The following is a 17,431-nucleotide window of genomic DNA, read 5'->3' on the forward strand; positions in this document are numbered from 1 at the left end:
GAGCAGCTACTAAATAGATAGCGCTTCTCGGTTTCAAGCCTGCTCAGGCTACCGTCTCAAAATCGGATCTTCCCCGTCCATAGGTCTTTGTACATGCACCAGTCGCCCATGAAGCTGTAGAGCGGACGCTTGAAGCTGGCGGGCTTGTTCTTCTCGAAGCCGAAGTGGCCCACCCAGGCAAAACCGTAGCCGCAGAGCAGGCCGTAGAGCAGGTACTGCGGCTTGCCGGTGGCTAGCAGCATGGCCAGGCACACCAGCGTGAGCGTGGAGCCCACAAAGTGCAGGCGTCGGCAGGTGCGGTTGCTATGTTCGCCCAGGTAGAAGGGGTAGAACTCCGCGAAGCTGTGGAAGCTGCGCGGGTCAACGGTGGCCGGCGCGGAGGCAGGGTTGCTGGCGTTCATGGACACTCTCCTGATGGGGAATGCGCCATGGTCAGGCTGTGGACCCGCGCTGGCAAGCGCGTTTGCCCTAGGGCCTTGCCAGAAACTGTCGCATGGCGGACAGGGTCTGCTCCGGCGCCTCCGTCATCTGGTGGTGGCCCACGGGCAGGGTTTGCAGCTCGGTACGGGTCGGCCGCTGGCGTGCGGCGGTCAGCAGGGTCTGCGCGGCCTTGGGCGTGGTCATCTGGTCCTGTGCGCCCAACACAAACAGCACGGGGCACTGCACCTGCGCCATGGCCTCTTCACCATGGGCGTAGCGGTCGCAGGCGGCAAAGCCGCGGTGGAACACATTGACTGCCGGGTTGCTGGCCAGCACACGCCGGCCCAGCGCCATGCCGCTGCCAAAGACCCAGGTGCCCGGCCCCAATGCGGAGGGAGGGGCCGCCAGCGTGCTGCGCGAGAACACATTGATCATGGTCAGCGCCTTCTCGGGTTCGTTCAGCGAACTCTCCAGCAGTGCGGGCGACACCTTCATGGGATAGGCCGTGCCCACCAGGATCAGGTGGGTGGCGCGTTCCTTCAAACGCGAGGCGGCCTCCAGCGCGATTAGCGAGCCCCAGCTATGGCCCACCAGTGCAGCTTTTTCTATGCCCGCTGCATCCAGCAACGCGACGATGAAGTCTGCGGCCTGCTCCACGGTGTCGGGCGCCTCACCGCCGCTACGGCAGTGGCCGGGCAGGTCCACGGCCAGCACGTTGTAGCCGTGGTGGGCCAGGTAGCGGCTCTGCAGAATCCACACGCTGTGGTCGTTGAGCACGCCGTGGATAAAGACGACGGTGGGCTTGGCGGCATCGAAGGGCTTGCCACCGGTGTAGCAGTAGGCGGTGGTGCCGTTGACGGTGACGTTCATGCTGCTTTCTCCGCCGCCTTGAGGGCACGCTTGAGGTCGTCAATCAGGTCGTCTGCGTCTTCCAACCCGATGGACAGGCGAATGGTGCCCTGGGTGATGCCTGCGCCGGCCAGGGCCTCGTCGGTCATGCGGAAGTGGGTGGTGCTGGCCGGGTGGATCACCAGGCTGCGGCAGTCCCCCACATTGGCCAGGTGGCTGAACACCTTCAGGGTTTCGATGAACTTCTTGCCTTGCTCGCGGTTGCCCTTCAGGTCAAAGCTGAACACCGAACCCGCGCCTTTGGGCAAGAGTTTTTGCGCCAGCGCATGGCTAGGGTGGCTCTCCAGCAGTGGGTGGCCCACGCGGCCCACAAACGGCTGGCTGGCCAAAAATTGCACTACTTTTTCGGTGTTGCGCATGTGGCGCTCCATGCGCAGGCTCAGGGTTTCGATGCCTTGCAGGATCAGCCAAGCCGTGTGCGGGCTCATGCAGGCGCCAAAGTCGCGCAGGCCCTCGCGCCGCGCGCGCAGCAGGAAGGCACCCACGGTGCTTTCCTCGCTGAAATTCATGTTGTGAAAGCCCTCATAGGGCGCGGCCAGCTCGGCAAACTTGCCACTGGTCTCAAACGCGCGTGCCCAATCAAAGCTGCCGCTGTCCACCACCACGCCGCCAATGACGGTGCCGTGGCCGCTGAGGAACTTGGTGGCCGAGTGGTAAACCAGATCGGCACCTTGCGAGAGCGGCTGCACCAGCCAAGGCGAGGTGAGGGTGGAGTCCACCAGCAGCGGTACGCCGGCCTCGTGCGCAATCTGCGCGATGGTGGGCGTGTCCAGCACGTCCAGTCCGGGGTTGCCCACGGTCTCGCCAAAGAAAAGGCGCGTGTTGGGCCGCACGGCGGCGCGCCAGCCATCCACATCGCCGGGTTTCACAAAGGTGGTGTCGATGCCGAAGCGGCGCAGCGTGTAGTGCAGCAGGTTTTGCGATCCGCCGTAGAGCGCGGTGCTGGCGACGATGTGGCCGCCCGCGCCCATGAGCGTGGCCACGGCCAGGTGCAGCGCGGCCTGGCCGCTGGCCGTGGCAATGGCACCTATGCCACCTTCCAGCGCGGCCATGCGCTGCTCGAACACCGCGTTGGTGGGGTTGCTGATGCGGCTGTAGACATGGCCCGCGCGCTCCAGATTGAACAGCGACTGCGCATGCTCGCTGGACTCGAACACAAACGAGGTGGTGAGGTGGATGGGCACCGCACGGGCGCCCGTGGTGGGGTCGGGCGCGGCACCGGCGTGCAGGGCCAGGGTGTCAAAGCCGGGGTCAGCGTAACCAGGCATGGGGTTCTCCGGTGAAAGTCACTTGGTAATCGGGATGAAACTGCGGCATTGTGGGCTATATTTGATGTTCAGTTTCAACCCCAGTGTCACGAGGAAGTCCCCATGAAAGTCAGCGATATCCTGCGCGTTAAAGGCGGTACGCTTTTCACCACCACGCCGGAAGACACTCTGGCCGATGCCGCCCAGCTCATGGCCGAAAAGGACATTGGCTCACTGGTCGTGATTTCCCACGGGTTGGTGGTGGGCATGCTGACCTTCCGCGAAGTGATCCAGGCCGTGGTCAAGAACGGTGGCAGCTTTGGCACCACCACCGTCTACCGTGCCATGGACCCCGGCCCGCTGACCTGCACCATGGAAACCGAAATGGACGAGGTGCGCCGCATGATGCTGGACCGCCACGCGCGCTACATGCCCGTCATCGACAATCGCATGCTCATGGGCGTGATCAGCTTCTACGACGTGGCCCGCGCCGTGGTGGACAGCCAGAACTTCGAGAACAAGATGCTCAAGGCCTACATCCGCGATTGGCCCGAAGGCGAAAACGAGAAGCCCGAGGCTGAGAACACTTAGCCTTCGCTAGAGTGGATCATGTCCCGCACCCGCGGGTAGATCTGCTGGTTCCACTTGCGCCCGCTGAACACACCATAGTGCCCCACACCGGTTTGCACATGGTGTGTTTTTCTATAGGGGCGTACGCTGCTGCAGAGGTCTTGCGCAGCTACCGTCTGGCCGACTGAACAGATATCGTCGCGTTCGCCTTCCACCGTCATCAGCGCGGTGCGGCGGATGGCGGCCGGATTTACGGTGCGGCCCCGGTACTGCAGCTTGCCCAGCGGCAGGTCGTAGGTCTGAAACACCTTCTCCACGGTCTCCAGGTAGAACTCGGCGGGCAGGTCGTTCACCGCCAGGTACTCGTCGTAGAACACGCGGATCACGTTCGCTTTTTCCAGCTCACCGTTGACCAGGTGTTCGTACAGATCCTTGAAGGATTGCTTGTGCCGGTCCAGGTTCATGCTAAGAAAGGCGCTGAGCTGTACAAAGCCCGGATACACGCGACGCATGTAGCCCGCATGCGGCAGCGGCACATGGCTGATGAGGTTTTTCTCAAACCAGTCGATCGGTTTGCTGGTAGCCAGCTTGTTCACTTCGGTGGGGTTGACGCGGCAGTCCACCGGCCCAGCCATGAGTGTGAGGCTGCGGGGCTGGGCTGGGTCGTCATCCTCGGCCATGATGGCCGTGGCCGCCAGCGCCGCCACGCAGGGCTGGCAGACCGCCATCACATGCGTGCCAAGCCCAATGGTCTGGGTGAAGCGGATCATGTGGTCGATGTAGTCGTCCAGCCCGAAGGGGCCGTGACGCAGCGCCACGTCGCGGGCGTTGTGCCAGTCGGTGATGTACACGTCATGGTCTTGCAGCAGGGTGCGCGCGGTTTCGCGCAACAGGGTGGCAAAGTGGCCCGAGAGCGGCGCCACGAGCAGCACGCGCGGCTGCGGCTCGCCTCCTTCCTTGCGAAAGTGCAGCAGCGTGCCAAAGGGCAGGCTCAGCACTGCTTCCTCAGTGACAGGCACCTCTTGTGCGCCCACCGTGACGCTGTGGATGCCGTAGGCCGGGCGCGTGTGGGTCAGGCGCATGCGTGAGAACACCTCCATGCCAGCGGCCATCTTGCGCAACATGCTGCCTTCGGTCTGGTTCATCCACAGGGAGGCGCCCAGACTTTGCGCGATCAGGCGCAGCGGGGAGCTCAGGTCGGACTGGGTTTGGTAGGCCTGGTACAGCATGGTGGTCCTGCAGTGGGGCGGCTTGTGGCCGGATGGACTAATGCAGGCAAGTTACGGGCCAGGCTTGTTGGCACAAGGCTTGCAGCGTTGCGGCTCTTACGTCCCCTGCAGGAGCACCTTCCATGGCCACCAAAGCGGTTTTGACCATTAGCAGCAAAAACTACGGCGCCTGGGCGCTGCGCGGTTGGTTGATGGCCAAGCTGGCGGGGCTGGACTTCACTGAAAAGGTGATCTCCCCGGAAGATCCGGCCATGCGGGCCGAAATGCTGCTGCTCTCCAGCAGCATGCTGGTGCCTTTTCTGCAGCACAACGGCGTCACCGTCTGGGACACGCTGGCGATTGGCGAGTACCTCAACGAGATCAAGCCCAAGGCCCAGTTGCTGCCAGCCGACGTCAAAGCCCGCGCCCACTGCCGCGCGGTGTGTGGCGAGATGCATTCTGGCTTTGCGTCCATGCGCGGCTCGCTGCCCATGAACATCAAGGCGCATTTTCCCAAGTTCAAGGTCTGGTCGCGCGCCCAGGCCGATATCGATCGTGTGCTCGCCATCTGGAAGGACTGCCTGCAGCACTATGGTGGCCCCTACCTTTTTGGCAAACAGCCCTGCCTGGCCGACGCCATGTACGCGCCGGTGGTGACGCGTTTCATGACCTACGACGTCGCCATTGACAAGGAGGCGGCCGCCTATTGCAAACGCATCCTAGCGCTGCCTGCCATGCAGGAGTGGATTGCCGCTGCGAAGGCCGAGCCCGAGGAAATCGACGAGCTCGACGCTGAATTCTGACAACTATTTCCAGGGTGTAGGCGCCGGTACGGCGCAGACCGGGTCTACATCAATGGACTTGAAGTCCGCTGGCGAGACGATTTCCAGGTACTCCATGTCGGGTGAGTAGTCGAACAGAAAGTGGCGTATGCCTGGCCGTTGGTGCACCACGTCGCCGGCCTGGACCAGGGTTTCCTTATCCTCGTACATGAACTTGGCCCAGCCCTTGGTCATGATCACGATCTGGAAGTCCGCCTCATGACGGTGCCAGCCGGTGCCTGTTTCTGGTGCCATGTTGGCCTTGACAAGGTGTGCAATCACCTTGCCGTGCGTGGCCTCGGCCACGCCGAGGTCGCGGTACAAGAAAAAATCGCGCAGTCCGCCGGAGACAAATTCGGTGTCAGTGGGCTTGACGTGGGAAAACTGCGTGCTGGTGCGGTCTAGCATGGCTCACTCCTGTTCAAAACGGGCGGTTCACACTGAAATGGTGCGCTGCAGCATCATGCATAAACCATTCCAGTTACCACCCGGGCACAGAGTGGGCCGTGCCCGTCTGGGATAATCTGGTTCCATGAGCGGCAACACCTTCGGACACACCTTCACCGTCACCAACTTTGGTGAATCCCACGGCCCGGCCATTGGCTGCATCATTGACGGCTGTCCCCCCGGCATGGAGCTGTCCGAAGCCGACATCCAGATCGACCTGGACCGTCGTCGCCCTGGCACCAGCCGCCATGTGACGCAGCGCAACGAGCCCGATGCGGTGCAAATCCTCAGTGGCGTGTATGAAGGCAAGACCACGGGCACGCCGATTGCGCTGCTGATCCAGAACACCGACCAGCGCAGCAAGGACTACGGCAACATACTGCAGAGCTTCCGCCCCGGCCACGCCGACTACAGCTACTTCCAGAAATACGGCATCCGCGACCCACGTGGCGGTGGCCGCTCCAGCGCCCGCTTGACCGCCCCCATGGTGGCAGCTGGCGCGGTGGCCAAGAAGTGGCTCAAGGAAAAGTTTGGTACCGAGTTCCGCGGCTGCATGACCCAAGTTGGCGAGCTGCCGATTGCCTTCGAGAGCTGGGACCACGTGCCTAACAACCCCTTCTTCGCCCCAGTGGCCGACGTGCAGGCCCTGGAGGACTATATGGACGCGCTGCGCAAGGCGGGAGACTCCTGCGGCGCCAAGGTGCGCGTGACCGCGACCAACGTGCCCGTGGGGCTGGGTGAGCCGCTGTTTGACAAGATGGACGCCGACATTGCCTACGCCATGATGGGTATCAACGCCGTGAAAGGCGTGGAAATTGGCGCCGGCTTTGCCAGCGTGGCCCAGCGCGGCACGACGCATGGCGACAGCCTGACCCCTAACGGTTTTGCCAGCAATAACGCCGGCGGCGTGCTGGGTGGCATCACCACCGGGCAAGACCTGGAGGTGAGCATTGCCATCAAGCCCACCAGCTCCATCATCACGCCGCGCGCCTCGATTGATGTGGAGGGCAACCCCACCGAAGTCATCACCAAGGGCCGCCACGACCCTTGCGTGGGCATTCGTGCTACCCCCATTGCCGAGGCCATGCTGGCCCTGGTGGTGATGGACCATGCCTTGCGCCACCGTGCGCAGTGCGGGGACGTGGTGCCCGCGCTCACACCTATCTCAAGCAGCGTGTGAGCGCTGCGGCGCAAGCCGCGGCCCCGGTCAGCGGGCGCCGCAACATCCTGCCCTACGCCGCGTTGACGGCGGCCTACAGCACGCATGCGGGCTTCTTCACGCCGTTTCTGCCGCTGTGGCTCAAGAGCCTGGGCCTGAGCATCGCCATCATCAGCGTGCTCACCTCCATCCAGGCCGCCACGCGCATGTTTGCGCCCTATGCCTGGGGCGCGCTCAGCGACCGTACCGGTGAACGTGCCAGGTTGCTGCGCTGGGGTTCCCTGATCGCACTGATCGCCTCCGCCGGGCTCTGGTTTCCTGGTGGTGGTGTGGCTTGGCTGGCAGTGGTGATGCTGGTGATGTTTGCGCAGACCAGCGGCATGATGCCCATGACGGAGGCCGCAGTGGCGCAGGTGGTGAGCCAGGGCGGGGTGTTTGATACCAAACTCTATGGCCGGGTGCGCCTGTGGGGCTCGCTGGGTTTCATGCTGGCCGTATTGGGTGCGGGTGCGCTGTTCGAGCGTGTGGGCATGGGTAGTTTTCCGCTGATCGTGACCATCAGCCTCGTGGTGCTGGTGGTGTTTACCCACCGCCTGCCGGACGTGAAGGAAGCCCACCACGCAAGCGCGGCGCGTGAGTCTGCCCCCATAGGCCCCGTGCTGGCACAGCCGGCGGTGCGCTGGTTCTTTGCCTCGGCCTTCTTCCACGTGCTCTCCCACATGGGCATCTACACCTTCTTCTCGCTCTATATGGACTCGCTGGGTTACAGCAAGACCATGATCGGGCTGCTGTGGGCCGTATCGGTCACGGTGGAGATTGGCTGGTTCTTCACCCAGAGCCGCTGGATGCCGCGCCTGAGTCTGCCGGGCTGGCTGGTGCTGTGCGCGGGCGTCATGATTGCGCGCATGGGCGTAACAGCCTCGCTGGCTTCCACGCTGTGGGTGCTGGTGATTGCGCAGGCCTTTCACGCACTGACTTTTGCCGCCCACCACAGCACCTGTATCGCGCTGGTGTCACAGCATTTCCCTGGTAGCCTGCGCGGCCGTGGGCAGGCGCTGTACATCATCATCGGTTACGGCATTCCCGGCGTGCTCGGTGGTCTGCTGGGCGGGCAGTTGAGCCAGCACCTGGGGCTGGCCAGCGTGTTCTGGGGCACCTCTGCCATGGCGGTGCTGGCCATGGCCTGCGCCTGGCAGGTCTGGCGCCTGCATGCTGTGGGTGATCATGTTGCAAGCCCCGAAGCCGGATAGTTTTTTGACAAGGACATACCCATGAAAACCGCTTTCATCCTGAACGGCCCCAACCTCAACCTGCTGGGTACCCGCGAGCCCCAGGTCTACGGCTCGGCCACGCTGGCCGATGTGCAGGTGCTGTGCGAGCGCGCCTGCCTGGAACAGGGCTTCAAGCTCGACTTCCGCCAAAGCAACCACGAAGGCACGCTGGTGGACTGGCTGCAGGAAGCCGGTCGCCTGCACGCCAAGGGTGAGCTGGCGGGCGTGATCCTGAACGCCGGCGCCTACACCCACACCAGCGTCGCGCTGCATGACGCCATCAAGGGCACCGGCATCACGCTGATCGAGCTGCACATCAGCAATGTGCACGCCCGCGAAGCCTTCCGCCACCACTCCTACATCTCGCCTGCGGCCAAGGCGGTGATGGCGGGTTTTGGGGTGAACGGTTACCCCTTGGCAGTAGCTGCGCTGGCTGGCATGCAATAAGGGTGGGTTGCAGGCCTTTCAGGCCTCCAGCCCCCATGAAATATGCGCGAGAAGCTATAAAAACAATAGTGTCTGACGCGCGCTGAAGCGCTAAATCGTGGATCTTTCTACGGCGCCGTGAGCACCGAAACCCCCAGGTTCCGAAACCCGCGCACGGTTGCCGCAGCCGTTCCTGCTGGCACCACCAGCGCCGCCAGTGTGGTCACTGGTGCAATCACAAAGGCAGACGCTGCCATCAGCTTCTCACTGGATGCCAGCACCACGGTCTCCGCAGCGCGCGCACTCAGCGCGCGTTTCACATCCGCTTCTTCCCCGTCTCCCGTGCTCAAGCCCGCTTCCGGGTGCACGCCGGTCACGCCCATGAAAAACAGGTCGGCGCGGTAGCGTGCCGCGGCTTCCATGACCGCAGTGCCCATGTTGACCATGGAGTGGCGGTACAGCCGCCCGCCTAGCATGATGATGTCCACGTGGGCGTGTTGCGCCAGTGCCACGGCCACCGTGGGGCTGTGGGTGACGATGGTGGCGCGCAGGTCTGGCGCCAGGTGGCGTGCCACCTGCAGGGCGGTGGTACCGCCGTCCAGCAGCACCAGTTGCCCGGGCTTGACCATGGCGGCCCCGGCGCGGCCCAACGCCACCTTGTCGGCGGGGGATACGGCGCTGCGCGTGTTCAGGTCGGCCACTGCGGCGGAGGCGGGCAGGGCGCCGCCGTGCACGCGTAGCAGCTTGCCTTCCTGTGCCAGTTCGCGCAGGTCACGCCGGATGGTGTCTTCCGAGGTGCCCAGTTCGGTGGCGAGTGTCTTGGCCAGGATTTGTCCTTCTGCGGCGAGGCGCGAGAGGATCAGTTGCTTGCGTTGGGTGGTCAGCATCGGGGCATTGTAATTGCATGAAATTACTTGATAATGCACGATATTGCATATTCGGGAAGTAAACATGAGCACAGCAGATTTACAGCTCGCCGCTGCACCGGCGGTGCGCATCGTCGGGAGCGAGCTGCTTTCGGACAACTGGTACACGCTGAAGAAAACCACTTTCGACTTCCAGCGCCGCGACGGCAGCTGGCAGCGCCTGAGCCGCGAAACCTATGACCGTGGCAATGGAGCGGTGCTGTTGCTGTTCAACGCCGAGCGCGGCACAGTCATCCTCACGCGCCAGTTCCGCTTGCCGGCCTTTGTGAATGGCTGCGCGGACGGAATGCTGATCGAGGCCTGCGCCGGTTTACTCGATGGCGATGACCCGGAGGCCTGCATACGGCGTGAGGTGGAAGAGGAGACGGGCTTTCGCATCGAATCCCCGCGTAAGCTGTTTGCGGCGTACATGAGCCCTGGCTCGGTGACCGAGAAGCTGCACTTCTTCGTCGCGCACTACGAGCCGCACCAGCAGACCGGGGAAGGCGGTGGTCTGGCGCAGGAGGGGGAGGACATTGAGGTGCTGGAACTCCCGCTGGCGCAGGCGCTGGCCATGGTGCGGAGTGGTGCCATCGAGGATGGCAAGACCATCATGCTGCTGCAGCACGCAGCGCTGACGGGGCTGGAAAGCTTGGGCTAGTGCCAGGCCGGCGTGGCGAAGGCCTGCGCCAGAAAGTCCACCATGGCGCGCACCTTGCCCGGCAGGTGCTTGCGGCTGGGGTAGACCGCATGCACGCCCAGTGTGGGGCCGCGCAGCTCGGGCAGCACGCGCACCAGTCGGCCGGTGCGCAGGTCGGCACCGACCAGAAAGCCGGGCTGGAAGATCAGGCCCTGATCGGCCAGTGCCGTAGCGCGGCAGGTGTCGCCGCTGTTGGCGCGCAGGCGCGGGTGAGTGTGCACGCTGTGCGCCTGGCCCTGGGCGTCCTGCAAGGTCCAGACATCACCGCCCGACCACCAGGAATAGGCCATGACACTGTGTTGGGCCACATCGTCCAGCGTCTGGATGGGCGGGGCCTTGCGCAGATAGGCTGGTGATGCGCACATCACAACCTCATCCTGCGCCAGCGTGCGCGAGACCAGAGAGGAGTTGGCCATGAGCGCAATGCGCACGGCCATGTCATAGCCTTCGTCGACCAGGTCGACCACGCGGTCGGTGAGCGTGATGTCCAGCTCCACCTGCGGGTGCAGTTTCAGGAATTCACCCCACAACGGCGCCAGATGCAGATTGCCAAAGGTCAGCGGCGCGTTGATCTTGAGCCGGCCACTGGCCACGCCCGCGCCTGCGCTCACCGCGGCATTGGCATCACCCAGGTCTTCGAGGATCTGGCGGCAGCGCTCCACATAGTCGCTGCCCGCGTCGGTCAGCGAAAGGCGGCGTGTGGTGCGGTTGAGCAGGCGGGTGCCCAGGCTGGCTTCCAGCTCCAGCACCAGGCGGGAGACCACGGCCTTGGAGGTGTCGAGCCGCTGCGCCGCCTGCACAAAGCTGCCGGCCTGCACCACAGCCACAAAGGCCTGCATCTGTCGGAACTGGTCCATGGCGGCAGGCCTTGTGCGTCAGGGCACGACGGTGGTGAACAGATAAGTCGCCAGCAGCACCAGGTGCACCGTGCCCTGCAGCACGGTGGTTCGCCCGGTACTGAGCGACAGCGTGCTCACGAACAAGGAGAGCAGCAACAGCACGCTGGCTTTGATGTCCAGGCCCAGCGTCAGCGTCCAGCCGGTGGCGAGCGACACGATGGCCACGGCCGGGATGGTCAGGCCGATGCTGGCCAGGGCCGAACCCAGCGCCAGGTTTAGGCTGGTCTGCAGGCGGTTGGCGCGCGCCGCGCGGAAGGCGGCCAGCCCTTCGGGCAACAGCACGACCATGGCGATGATGATCCCGACTACCGCCTTGGGCGCGCCGGCGCTGGCGACTGCGCCTTCGATGGTAGGGGCCAGGGCCTTCGCCAACAGCACCACGGCCACCAGCGCCAGCAGCAGCAGGCCCGCGCTGGCAGCCGCCAGCTTGCCTTGCGGCGGCGCGGCATGGGCGTCTTCGTCGGCCTTGGCCTCGGGGGGTAAAAAGTAGTCGCGGTGGCGCACCGCCTGCACCAGCACAAAGGTGCCATAGAGCACCAGCGAAACCACGGCCACAAAGGCCAGCTGGCTGGGGCTGTACATGGGGCCGGGCGTGGTGGTGGTGTAGTTCGGCAGCACCAGCGTCAGCACCGCAATGGCGGCCAGCGTGGTCAGCGAGGCGCTCACACCGAGCTGGCCAAAGGTCTGCTCCCGGTAGCGGCTGCCGCCCACCAGCAGGCACATGCCCACGATGCCGTTGAGGATGAGCATGACGGCGGCAAACACGGTGTCGCGCGCCAGTGCCGTGGTCTCGGGGCCGCCGGCCAGCATCATGGAAACGATGAGCGCCACCTCAATGACGGTGATGGCCAGCGCCAGCACCAGCGTACCGTAGGGCTCGCCCACCTTGTGCGCCACCACCTCCGCATGGTGCACGGCGGAGAGCACGGTACCCACCAGTGTGGCTGCCAGCAGCAGCACCCACCAGCCGCCAGTGGGACCTAGCAGGCTGGCGCCCAGCAAGGCCCAACCCGCCAGGGGCCAGGCAACGGACCAGAGGGGCAGGGGAGCGTGTTGGGCCATGGGCAGCTTTCTGAAGTCAATGAACAAGGGCTTAGGGGCCTATTGTCAACAAAACAGAGACATTGAATCAATGTCTTCCTTATTTATCTTTGAATTGTGGGCTTTTACAGTGAAGCCATTGTGATTCACCCTTGAGAAATTAGCCATGACATCCTTGCCCAGCCTTTTTGTTTCCCATGGTGCGCCCTTGTTTGCGGTGGAGCCCGGCACAACCGGCCCGGCCCTGCAAGCCTGGGGCACCACGCTGCCCACAGCGCTGCGCGGCATCGTCATCATGTCCCCGCACTGGATGGCGCGCAGCCCAGCCGTCATGACCACGGCCCAGCCCGAGACCTGGCACGACTTCGGCGGCTTTCCGCCTGCGCTTTATGCCTTGCAGTACCCGGCACCGGGCAACCCGGCTTTGGGGCAGGAAGTAATGGGCCTGCTGCAGGCGGCCGGCATCACCGCCAAGGCGGATGACACCCGCCCGCTGGACCACGGCACCTGGGTGCCGCTGATGCACATGCTGCCGCAGGCCCAGGTGCCCGTGGTGCAGGTCGCGTTGCCGCTGGGCTGGGGGCCGCGCGAGGTGTATGCCATGGGTGCCGCCCTGGCGGGCCTGCGCGAGCAGGGCGTGCTGGTCATGGGCTCCGGCTCCATGACGCACAACCTTTCCGAGTTCTTTGGCGGGGAACGCGCCGTGGCGCCCTACGTGACCGAGTTCAGCCGCTGGATCGAGGCGCGCCTCAGTGCGGGCGATCTGGAATCCCTGTTCCAGTACCGCAGCCTGGCGCCACATGCCAGCCGCGCCCACCCGACGGAAGACCACTTCCTGCCCCTGTTCTTTGCGCTGGGCGCGGCGGGCAAGGAGGCGCGGCCGGACTACCTGAGTCGCGAGGTGATGTACAGCATGCTGGCCATGGATAGCTTTACTTTGCAATAACGGAAAAATCGAAAAATAGCGTTTTATTTTCGATTATTTCGATTATTGGAGGTTTTTTGGCGACAATGGAGGCCTGACCACTTGTGAGCAGCCCTGCGCTGAATCGCCATGCTTGCCTCTGTTGCCACCCCCGCCGCGCCCTACCGGCTGCCCGCACTGGACGGCCTGTTTGAACAGTTCAAAACCACGTTCGCGCAGCATGTGGAGGTGGAAGACGGTGCGCAGGGCCGGGTGCTCCGGGTGGCGGGGCAGGAGTTGTGGGTGCGCGAGCCCGACGGGAGCGCCCAGGCCTTGCAGACCACGGTGTGCGAGCGCCTGGCCGAGGTCGCGGCCTACGGCATGGCCACCGCCCTGAGCGATGCCTCTGCCCAGGGCCGCAGCCAGCGCATGGAGTTGATCAGCGCCCTGGCCATGCTGGAGGTGACGGCAGGCGGCGCACAGGCGCAGGCTGCTCATCGCCGGGGCGAACATGCAGGCGATTTGCTTACCACTGCCGAAGTGGCCGCCCAACTGGGCATGAGCCGGCCCTATGTCTCCATGCTCTGTGACCAGGGCAAGCTGGGTGAGGTCACCCGTTCCGAGGGCGGCCACCGCCGCATTACCAAACTGGCGGTGGAAGAGTATGTACGCCAGCACGGCACTCCCGCTCGCCCCCGCGCCGCGCCCTGAGACAGGAGTCCTGCCGTGCACCACTCGATTAGTTTGATTACCACCTTGGCCGCCGGTTTCGGGCTGGCGCTGGTGCTGGGTTTTGTGGCTGCCCGCCTCAAGCTGCCGGCCCTGGTGGGCTACCTGCTGGCCGGCATCGTGATCGGTCCGGCCACGCCGGGCTTTGTGGCCGACGCGCAGATTGCTTCGCAACTGGCCGAGGTGGGCGTGATGTTGCTGATGTTCGGTGTGGGCCTGCACTTCTCCATCGACGACCTCATGGCCGTGCGCAAGATCGCGCTGCCCGGCGCCATCGTGCAGATTCTGGTCGCCACGGCGCTGGGTGCGGGCGTGGCGCTGTTCTGGGGCTGGTCCATCGGAGCGGCGCTGGTGTTTGGCATTTCGCTGTCGGTGGCCAGTACGGTGGTGCTGCTCAAGGCGCTGGAAAGCCAAGGCCTGACCGACGCAGCCGATGGCCGCATCGCCATCGGCTGGCTGGTGGTGGAAGACCTGGCCATGGTGCTGGTGCTGGTGCTCTTGCCAGCGCTGGCCCCTTCGCTGGGCGGTGCCGCATCCACCTCCGAACGTAGCACCACCATGACCATCCTGATTACCCTGGCCCAGGTGGGTGGTTTTGTCGCCTTCATGCTGGTGGTGGGGCGGCGCCTGTTCCCGTGGATCCTCTGGCAGGTGACCAAGACCGGTTCGCGCGAGCTGTTCACGCTGTGCGTGGTGGCGGCTGCGGTGAGCATTGCCTATGGCTCGGCAGCATTGTTCGGCGTGTCCTTCGCGCTGGGGGCTTTCTTTGCCGGCATGGTGATGCGCGAGTCGGAATTCAGTGCGCGCGCGGCCGAGCAGACGCTGCCGTTGCAAGACGCGTTTGCGGTGTTGTTCTTCGTGTCGGTGGGCATGTTGTTCGACCCCATGGTGCTGGTCGAAGAACCGCTGCATGTATTGGCCACCGTGGCCGTCATCGTGTTTGGCAAGACGCTGGCGGCCGCGCTGCTGGTACTGGCCCTGGGGTACCCGGCGCGCACGGCGTTGGTGGTGGCGGCCAGCCTGGCGCAGGTGGGGGAGTTCTCCTTCATCCTGGCCGGCCTGGGCATGGCGTTGGACCTGCTGCCCAAGGAGGGCAACAGCCTGATCCTGGCCGGCGCGCTGATCTCCATTGCGCTCAACCCCGTGGTGTTTGGCACGGTGCAGCCCTTGTTGCAATGGTTGCAACGCCACCCGAAGCTGGCGGCGCGGTTGGAGCTGGCTTCCAACCCGCTGGCCGAGCTGCCCATGAGTACCGAGGCCAAGTACCTGGCCAACCAGGTGGTCATCGTCGGTTGGGGCCGCGTGGGCAAGCTAATTGCCCGCGCCCTGACCAAGCAAGGCGTGCCCTTTGTGGTGGCCGAGTCCAACCGCGAGTCGGTCGAGTCCCTGCGGACCAAGGGCATTCCCGCTGTTTGGGGCGACGCCACCGAGCCCGCAGTGCTCATCCAGGCCCATATCCGCGACGCGCACGCACTGGTCATCGCCACGCCCGACACGGTGCAAGTGCGCGGCATGGTGGAGACGGCCCGTGCGCTGAACCCCGACATCCATGTCGTGGTGCGCAGCCACAACGCCGAAGAAGCCGAGCGCCTGGAGCAGGACGGAGCGGGTACGGTGTTCGTGGGGGAAACCGAGCTGGCCAAGTCCATGACGGCGCATGTGATGGAGCTGGTGGTGCCGGCGGCGTCAGCTTCGCGTCACTAAATTGCAGGGGCTTTGTTTTTCAAGTGCGTTTTAGGCCTTTAGCCCCCATGGAATATGCGCAAGTAGCTATTATTTTGATAGCTATCTGCGTCGGAAAAGAGCCGGGTAGCCGGGGTTATTGAGGGTTTGTCCCGAGGGCGGGCTGGGCTACACTGGTTCGGGCCAGCGTACCAGCGCTCCATCAATCTCTACCCCGGGATGCGTATGCAGTTCTTCAAATCCATGTCGGTCGCCACGCGTTTGTGTCTGACCTCTTCCATCGTTCTCCTGCTGCTGCTGGGGGTGTTGTTCACGGGGCATAGTGCCCTGGGCCGGGTCGCCGCGCAGGCTCGCCAGTTCGAGACGGTCGTGTCGGAAGCCCAGACCACCATGGTGGTGCTGGCCGTGGCGGCGGTGGTGGTGGGTATCGTGTCCACGCTCAACCAGGTGCGCAGCATTTCAGCGCCGCTGGCCGATGCCATCCTGATTGCGGAGACTGTGGCCTCGGGCGATTTGAGCCACGATTTCGAGAACTCCCGTGGTGGCGAATTCGGGCGATTGCTCGACGCCATGGGCACCATGGAAGACACCTTGACCGATCTGGTCACCCAGATCAAGGAGAGTACGGAGCCGCTAGGGGCGTCGTCCCAGGACATTGTGCAGAGCAGCAACGACTTGCTGCAACACACCCGTATGCAGTCGGACGCCCTGAGCTCCACCGCCACCAGCATGTCGGAACTCACCTCCACCGTGCAGGAAAATGCCCAGCGCGCCCAAAGCGCCAGCACCCTGGCCGTCAATGCGTCCGACATCGCTCAGCGTGGCGGCCAGGTGGTGGATGAGGTGGTGCACACCATGCACGCCATTACCGACAGTTCGCGCAAGGTGGTGGATATCATTGCCGTGATCGAAGGCATCTCGTTCCAGACCAACATCCTGGCGCTGAACGCGGCCGTGGAAGCGGCCCGTGCTGGCGAGCAGGGCCGCGGCTTTGCCGTGGTGGCCAGCGAAGTGCGCAGCCTGGCCGGGCGCAGCGCCGAGGCCGCCAAGGAAATCCGCGAACTCATCAGCCATTCCGCCCAGCAGGTGGAGAGCGGCTCGCAGTTGGTGGGCCGTGCCGGCAACACCATGCAGGACATCGTGGGCGCGGTGCGCCAGGTGACGGACATCCTGGGTGAAATCTCTGCCGCTTCGCTGCAGCAAAGCCAGAGCGTGCAGCAGGTCGCGCAGGCCGTGGTGCAGATGCAGGCCGAAACCAGCCACAACACGCAGCAAGTGGGCCACGCGGCCTCTGCCGCCACGGCCATGAGCGAGCGCGTCAGCGACTTGCAGAAGGCTGTGGATCAGTTCAAGGTTTGAGGGCGGATTCCGGCGCGTTCAGCAGCTTCTGAAAGCGCCCGTCGGCCTTCATGGCTTTGAGCACCGCGTCAAAGCGAGGCGCCAGCTCTGCGTTGCGCCGGTGCAGTACATGGTAGGAATAGCTGTTTGTAAGCACCGGCCCCACGCGCTCCACGCCCTCCAGTTGCAGCCCGTTTTGCGGCAGCAGCTGGGTACTGGTGACCAGGGCCACCTCAAAGCGGTCTGCAGCCAGCATCTTGAGCAGGGTGTCCGCAGAGTTGGCCGCCGTGGCCTGCCAGCCACGTGCCTGCACGAATTCCTCCGCCAGCTTGGAGCCCCGCGTGAAACCCAAGGCACGCTGCTTGAGTTCGTCCACGCCTTTGAAGCCCAGGCCTGAGCCCCGCTTCACATAGGCAAAGAGTTCGGTACGGCGTATGGGCTCGGTGGTGCAGAGCAGATTGGGGTACATCTTCTCCACCCCCTCGACGCGCATCACGTCGGCATCAAAGCGGCCCGCATTGGCCTCCACAATCGCCCGTTCGGACGGCAACAACTCAAAGACGGGTGTGATTCCCAGCTCGGCATAGACAGCGCGCACCAGTGGCACCAAGGACGCGGTGGCCTCGTTGCAGGCGATGCGGTAAACCGCTTGCGCATGCACACGCGGGACCAGACAGGTCACAGACAGCGCAGTGAACAGGCGTCTTTTCATGGCATGCAGCCCTCCATCCCTGAAGAAAGCGCATGGTAGCGC

At 64.3% G+C, this 17,431-nt stretch carries 19 protein-coding genes; 10 read left to right on the plus strand and 9 right to left on the minus strand.

The features are described from left to right. Window positions 1–56: 56 nt before the first annotated feature. From AC1RNN_RS02805 to AC1RNN_RS02815, 3 genes are all read right to left on the minus strand, one after another. On the minus strand, window positions 57–401 hold the full coding sequence (locus AC1RNN_RS02805) for an Mpo1-like protein (protein ID WP_493086165.1): 345 nt from the start codon (window positions 399–401) through the stop codon (window positions 57–59). A gap of 67 nt (window positions 402–468) precedes the next feature. Then, window positions 469–1,290: an alpha/beta fold hydrolase gene (locus tag AC1RNN_RS02810; RefSeq protein WP_493086163.1), complete on the minus strand. Its 822-nt coding sequence runs from the start codon at window positions 1,288–1,290 to the stop codon at window positions 469–471. Then, window positions 1,287–2,597, minus strand: a complete 1,311-nt coding sequence (locus AC1RNN_RS02815) for an O-acetylhomoserine aminocarboxypropyltransferase (protein WP_493086161.1) — start codon at window positions 2,595–2,597, stop codon at window positions 1,287–1,289. The genes AC1RNN_RS02810 and AC1RNN_RS02815 overlap by 4 nt, the downstream gene beginning before the upstream one ends. A gap of 102 nt (window positions 2,598–2,699) precedes the next feature. Here AC1RNN_RS02815 and AC1RNN_RS02820 point away from each other — a divergent pair, with 102 nt between their 5' ends. Next, window positions 2,700–3,167, plus strand: a complete 468-nt coding sequence (locus tag AC1RNN_RS02820; protein ID WP_493086159.1) for a CBS domain-containing protein — start codon at window positions 2,700–2,702, stop codon at window positions 3,165–3,167. Here the strand turns inward: AC1RNN_RS02820 and AC1RNN_RS02825 are convergent. Beyond that, window positions 3,164–4,375 (minus strand): polyhydroxyalkanoate depolymerase, encoded by a 1,212-nt coding sequence (locus tag AC1RNN_RS02825; protein WP_493086157.1) that lies wholly within the window; start codon window positions 4,373–4,375, stop codon window positions 3,164–3,166. The two genes, AC1RNN_RS02820 and AC1RNN_RS02825, sit on opposite strands and share 4 nt — an antisense overlap. Window positions 4,376–4,497: 122 nt before the next feature. Between AC1RNN_RS02825 and AC1RNN_RS02830 the strand changes: the two genes are divergently transcribed. Beyond that, the gene (locus AC1RNN_RS02830) at window positions 4,498–5,157 is read left to right on the plus strand and encodes a glutathione S-transferase (protein ID WP_493086155.1); all 660 of its coding nucleotides are present in this window, start codon (window positions 4,498–4,500) and stop codon (window positions 5,155–5,157) included. Window positions 5,158–5,160: 3 nt separating this feature from the next. Here the strand turns inward: AC1RNN_RS02830 and AC1RNN_RS02835 are convergent, their stop codons facing one another. Continuing rightward, complete coding sequence (locus AC1RNN_RS02835) at window positions 5,161–5,583, minus strand: cupin domain-containing protein (protein ID WP_493086153.1); 423 nt, start codon at window positions 5,581–5,583, stop codon at window positions 5,161–5,163. A gap of 124 nt (window positions 5,584–5,707) precedes the next feature. On the opposite strand from AC1RNN_RS02835, the gene aroC reads away from it, so the two are divergent. From aroC to aroQ, 3 genes are read left to right on the plus strand one after another with little or no spacing between them, the layout of a single operon-like run. Further along, window positions 5,708–6,802, plus strand: a complete 1,095-nt coding sequence (aroC, locus tag AC1RNN_RS02840; protein WP_493086151.1) for a chorismate synthase — start codon at window positions 5,708–5,710, stop codon at window positions 6,800–6,802. Further along, complete coding sequence (locus AC1RNN_RS02845; protein ID WP_493086150.1) at window positions 6,799–8,031, plus strand: MFS transporter; 1,233 nt, start codon at window positions 6,799–6,801, stop codon at window positions 8,029–8,031. Before aroC ends, AC1RNN_RS02845 begins: the two co-directional genes overlap by 4 nt. Window positions 8,032–8,052: 21 nt before the next feature. Beyond that, the gene (gene aroQ, locus AC1RNN_RS02850) at window positions 8,053–8,499 is read left to right on the plus strand and encodes a type II 3-dehydroquinate dehydratase (protein ID WP_493086149.1); all 447 of its coding nucleotides are present in this window, start codon (window positions 8,053–8,055) and stop codon (window positions 8,497–8,499) included. Window positions 8,500–8,606: 107 nt separating this feature from the next. On the opposite strand, the gene AC1RNN_RS02855 is transcribed toward aroQ, so the two are convergent. After that, window positions 8,607–9,365 (minus strand): DeoR/GlpR family DNA-binding transcription regulator, encoded by a 759-nt coding sequence (locus AC1RNN_RS02855; RefSeq protein ID WP_493086148.1) that lies wholly within the window; start codon window positions 9,363–9,365, stop codon window positions 8,607–8,609. 64 nt (window positions 9,366–9,429) lie between these two features. Between AC1RNN_RS02855 and AC1RNN_RS02860 the strand changes: the two genes are divergently transcribed. Continuing rightward, complete coding sequence (locus tag AC1RNN_RS02860) at window positions 9,430–10,044, plus strand: NUDIX domain-containing protein (protein WP_493086147.1); 615 nt, start codon at window positions 9,430–9,432, stop codon at window positions 10,042–10,044. Here the strand turns inward: AC1RNN_RS02860 and AC1RNN_RS02865 are convergent. Together AC1RNN_RS02865 and AC1RNN_RS02870 are read right to left on the minus strand one after the other, a co-directional pair. Further along, window positions 10,041–10,940: a LysR family transcriptional regulator gene (locus AC1RNN_RS02865; protein WP_493086145.1), complete on the minus strand. Its 900-nt coding sequence runs from the start codon at window positions 10,938–10,940 to the stop codon at window positions 10,041–10,043. The genes AC1RNN_RS02860 and AC1RNN_RS02865 overlap by 4 nt on opposite strands. 18 nt (window positions 10,941–10,958) lie before the next feature. Then, on the minus strand, window positions 10,959–12,044 hold the full coding sequence (locus tag AC1RNN_RS02870; RefSeq protein ID WP_493086144.1) for a calcium:cation antiporter: 1,086 nt from the start codon (window positions 12,042–12,044) through the stop codon (window positions 10,959–10,961). Between the two features lie 145 nt (window positions 12,045–12,189). Here AC1RNN_RS02870 and AC1RNN_RS02875 point away from each other — a divergent pair, with 145 nt between their 5' ends. From AC1RNN_RS02875 to AC1RNN_RS02890, 4 genes are all read left to right on the plus strand, one after another. Continuing rightward, window positions 12,190–12,969, plus strand: coding sequence for a DODA-type extradiol aromatic ring-opening family dioxygenase (locus AC1RNN_RS02875; protein WP_493086142.1), 780 nt, complete (start codon window positions 12,190–12,192; stop codon window positions 12,967–12,969). Between the two features lie 108 nt (window positions 12,970–13,077). Next, on the plus strand, window positions 13,078–13,638 hold the full coding sequence (locus tag AC1RNN_RS02880; protein WP_493086140.1) for a helix-turn-helix domain-containing protein: 561 nt from the start codon (window positions 13,078–13,080) through the stop codon (window positions 13,636–13,638). 15 nt (window positions 13,639–13,653) lie between these two features. Beyond that, window positions 13,654–15,360, plus strand: coding sequence for a cation:proton antiporter domain-containing protein (locus AC1RNN_RS02885; protein ID WP_493086138.1), 1,707 nt, complete (start codon window positions 13,654–13,656; stop codon window positions 15,358–15,360). A gap of 204 nt (window positions 15,361–15,564) precedes the next feature. Continuing rightward, window positions 15,565–16,698, plus strand: coding sequence for a methyl-accepting chemotaxis protein (locus AC1RNN_RS02890; protein ID WP_493086136.1), 1,134 nt, complete (start codon window positions 15,565–15,567; stop codon window positions 16,696–16,698). Here the strand turns inward: AC1RNN_RS02890 and AC1RNN_RS02895 are convergent. Further along, entirely contained in the window at window positions 16,688–17,389 is a 702-nt protein-coding gene (locus AC1RNN_RS02895) for a substrate-binding periplasmic protein (protein ID WP_493086134.1), read from the minus strand. The two genes, AC1RNN_RS02890 and AC1RNN_RS02895, sit on opposite strands and share 11 nt — an antisense overlap. Between the last annotated feature and the right edge of the window lie 42 nt (window positions 17,390–17,431).

The organism is Rhodoferax sp. GW822-FHT02D07 (genome assembly GCF_058802405.1).